The organism is Mesorhizobium sp. M7A.F.Ca.MR.362.00.0.0 (assembly GCF_004023175.1).
Lineage (GTDB): Bacteria > Pseudomonadota > Alphaproteobacteria > Rhizobiales > Rhizobiaceae > Mesorhizobium.
In genome coordinates this window covers 3,540-7,370 of the sequence record NZ_RZTF01000219.1, presented here as the reverse complement: position 1 = coordinate 7,370, position 3,831 = coordinate 3,540, and the positions used below count along the sequence as shown (strand labels likewise).

General features: G+C 61.6%; 3 protein-coding genes. 2 read left to right on the top strand and 1 reads right to left on the bottom strand.

Annotated elements, in window-relative coordinates:
- The coding region (locus EOC06_RS43315; RefSeq protein WP_245469962.1) for a DUF815 domain-containing protein at window positions 1-450 on the bottom strand (450 nt) is incomplete at its 3' end.
- A gap of 296 nt (window positions 451-746) precedes the next feature.
- Here EOC06_RS43315 and yajC point away from each other — a divergent pair.
- Entirely contained in the window at window positions 747-1,085 is a 339-nt protein-coding gene (gene yajC, locus EOC06_RS23475) for a preprotein translocase subunit YajC (RefSeq protein WP_127270542.1), read from the top strand.
- 51 nt (window positions 1,086-1,136) lie between these two features.
- On the top strand, window positions 1,137-3,686 hold the full coding sequence (secDF, locus tag EOC06_RS23470; protein ID WP_127273192.1) for a protein translocase subunit SecDF: 2,550 nt from the start codon (window positions 1,137-1,139) through the stop codon (window positions 3,684-3,686).
- Window positions 3,687-3,831: the final 145 nt, after the last annotated feature.

The following is a 3,831-nucleotide window of genomic DNA, read 5'->3' as shown; positions in this document are numbered from 1 at the left end:
GCAAAACAGGATGAAGCGGAAGGGGGCCGCCTTGAGCAGGCCCATCAGCTTCGGCAGCGTGTCGATGTCCTCGCGGTGGATTTCGATCAGCTTCAGCGGCAGGTCGGACTTGGTCTTGGCGTTGATCTCGGCATGCACGGCCTTGACCAGCGACGATTTGCCCATGCCGCGTGCGCCCCACAACAACACATTGTTGGCTGGATACCCGGCGGCGAAGCGTTCGGTGTTGTCGACAAGGATGTCGCGGACACGGTCGACGCCACGGATCAGGCCGATGTCGACGCGGTTAACCCTGCGCACCGGTTCCAGATAGCCCGGATCGGCCTGCCAGACGAAGCAATCGGCCTCGCCGAGGTCGGTTTCGGGCACCGGCGGCGGGGCGAGGCGGCTCACCGCCTCGATCAGCCGGTCGAGTTTCTGGTTCAGGGCTTCAATGCTGCTGTCGGTCATGTCTGTCTTTTGTTTCGCGGTTTCGACATTTGGGAGCGTGAACGTGCCCGATTCCCTCTGATCCAAAACCGGTGGCAACCTTTTCTTCGAGCGTGATCTCTGGCAAACGGTTTCCGTTTGTCTGAGAAAACCGGCTCCCGCTTTTCGCGATCCTGCTCTAACACGGCTCAACAGGCCGTAAAAGCAGCCGATTTGGCCGGCCGCGCAGTTGCATTGACAACTTTACCGACTATATTCCGGCCAAATTTCAAGGGCCGCCAAATTGGCGGCTGTTTTCAAAAATCAGGAGTACCTCGATGTTCGTGACACCGGCATACGCCCAAGGCGTCGGCGCTTCTCCCGACATGTTCATCAGCATTTTGCCGTTTGTCCTGATTTTCGTGATCATGTATTTTCTGATCATCAGGCCGCAGCGCACGCAGCTGAAGAAGCGCGGCGAGATGCTGGCCGCGGTTCGTCGCGGCGACACGGTCGTCACCGGCGGCGGCTTCGTCGGCAAGGTGACCAAGGTGATCGACGACAACGAGCTCGAGATCGACCTCGGTAACGGCTTGAAGGTGACGGCGCTGCGCTCGACGATCGCCGATGTGCGCGTCAAGGGCGAGCCGGTGGCCAACCAGAACGCCAAGAAATAATCCAATTTTAGGCGGAGCGATCCGCGGACACGCTCTGACGGACGACGCCATATGCTGTATTTTTCGCGCTTCAAGATGATCCTGATCTGGGTGGCCGTGGCCATCACAGTGATCCTCGCCGCGCCCAACCTGTTCTCCGCCAGCACGCTGGCGCAACTGCCCAGCTGGGTGCCGAAGCGGCAGATGACGCTCGGCCTCGACCTACAGGGTGGTTCGCACATCCTGCTGGAAATGAACCAGAACGATCTGATCAAGGATCGGCTGGAGACGACGCGCGATGAAATCCGCACGCTGCTACGCGACGCCAAGATCGGCTATACCGGCCTTGCCGGCACGGGGCGGACCCTGCAGGTCCGCATCACCGATCCCGCCCAGATCGATGCCGCCAAGACGGCGCTGAAGACGCTGACCGATCCGGTCGCTGCCGGCCTGTTCACCGGCGGCTCCGTCCAGGAAATGACGCTCGACGATTCCGAGCCCGGCCTGCTCAAGTTCAACGTCACCGACGCCGGCATCAAATACCGCACGTCGACCGCGCTGACGCAGTCGATCGAGGTGGTCGAACGCCGCGTCAACGAACTCGGCACCACCGAACCGATCGTGCAGCGGCAGGGCGACGACCGTATCCTTGTCCAGGTGCCGGGTCTTCAGGACCCGCAGAGACTGAAAGAAATCCTCGGCCAGACCGCCAAGCTGACCTTCCAGATGGTCGACCAGTCGATGCCGGTGCAGGACGCGCTCAATGGCCGTCCGCCCGCCGGGTCATCGGTGCTGTATTCGCAGGACGATCCGCCGGTTCCGTATCTGATCGAAAATCGCGTCATCGTCTCGGGCGAAAACCTCGTTGACGCACAGGCGACATACAATTCGCAGAACAACGAGCCGGTGGTGTCGTTCCGCTTCGATTCGAAAGGAGCGGCGCGCTTCGGTCAGGCCACGGCGCAGAATGTCGGCAAGCTGTTCGCCATTATCCTCGACAATCAGGTGATTTCGGCGCCGCAGATCCGCGAGCCGATCCTCGGCGGCACCGGCCAGATTTCCGGCAATTTCACTGCCCAAAGCGCCAACGACCTTGCGGTGCTGCTGCGCGCCGGTGCGTTGCCCGCGACGCTGACGGTGATCGAAGAACGCACCGTTGGTCCGGGCCTTGGCCAGGATTCGATCCATGCCGGCAAGGTCGCCGGCATCATCGGTTCTATCCTCGTCGTCGCCTTCATGTTCGTCGCCTACGGCTTCCTCGGCTTCCTCGCCAACATCGCGCTGGCGGTGCACGTGGCGATGATCGTCGGCGTGCTCTCGCTGCTTGGCGCTACGCTGACCTTGCCTGGTATCGCCGGTATCGTACTGACCATCGGCATGGCGGTCGATTCCAACGTGCTGATCTATGAACGTATTCGCGAGGAGCGACGCGCCGGCCGCTCTGTGATCCAGGCGATCGATACCGGTTTCACCAAGGCGCTGGCGACCATCGTCGATTCCAACATCACTTCGCTGATCGCCACCGTGGTGCTGTTCTATCTCGGTACCGGGCCGGTGAAGGGCTTTGCCATCACCTACGCCATCGGCATCCTGACCACGGTCTTCACCGCCTTCACCTTCACCCGCCTGCTGGTCTCGATCTGGCTGCGCCGGGCTCGCCCGAAGGAATTGCCGAAGGCGCCGGTGACTTTCGTTCCACCCGGCACCAAGATCCCCTTCATGGGCATCCGTCGCTGGACCTTTACGCTCTCCAGCGCACTGTCGATCCTGTCGGTGGTGCTGTTCATGACCGTTGGCATCAATTACGGCATCGACTTCAAGGGCGGTTCGCTGATCGAGGTGCAGGCCAAGAGCGGCAATGCCGACCTCGCCGACCTCCGTGCGCGGCTGACCGAGCTCAACATCGGCGAAGTTCAGGTGCAGCAGTTCGGTACGCCGAACGACGTGCTGATCCGCGTCGGGACGCAGGATGGTGGCGAGAATGCCGAGCAGACCGTCATCGACAAGGTTCGCGGCGAGCTGCAGGACAATTACGATTTCCGCCGCGTCGAAGTGGTCGGACCGACCGTTTCTGGCGAGCTTGCCAAGCAAGGCACGATCGCCATGCTGATCGCGCTGCTTGGCATCCTGGTCTATGTCTGGTTCCGCTTCGAATGGCAGTTCGCGGTCGGCGCCATCGTGGCGACGGTGCACGATGTGGTCATGACGCTCGGCTTCTTCGTCATCACCGGACTGGAGTTCAACCAGTCATCGCTGGCGGCGATCCTGACGATCATCGGCTATTCGCTGAACGATACGATCGTGGTCTATGACCGTGTTCGAGAGGATTTGCGAAAATACAAGCGCATGCCGCTGCCGCAGCTGTTGAACAACGCCATCAACGAGACGCTGTCGAGAACGACGCTGACTTCGGTGACGACGATCCTGGCGCTGCTGGCGCTGGTGCTGTTCGGCGGCGAGGTGATCCGCTCGTTTACGATGGCCATGCTGTTCGGCGTCGTCTTCGGCACTTATTCGTCCATCTTCATCGCCGCACCGCTGCTGATCCTGTTCAAGCTGAGGCCGCAGGCTTCGGCCGACGAGGAGAAGCCGGTCAATGGCGGCAAGGCGGTCGCGACCTGACGCGCCGCCCCGAAGGGGTATAGCGGTGACCGGCAAAGGCATCGTCATCCGCGAGGCGCATTTTCCGGGCCGCGCGCCGATCGAAGCCTATGGCAATGGCGGGTTCCGCTTTGCCGACATGTCGCATCGCGGTTCGCTCATGTGC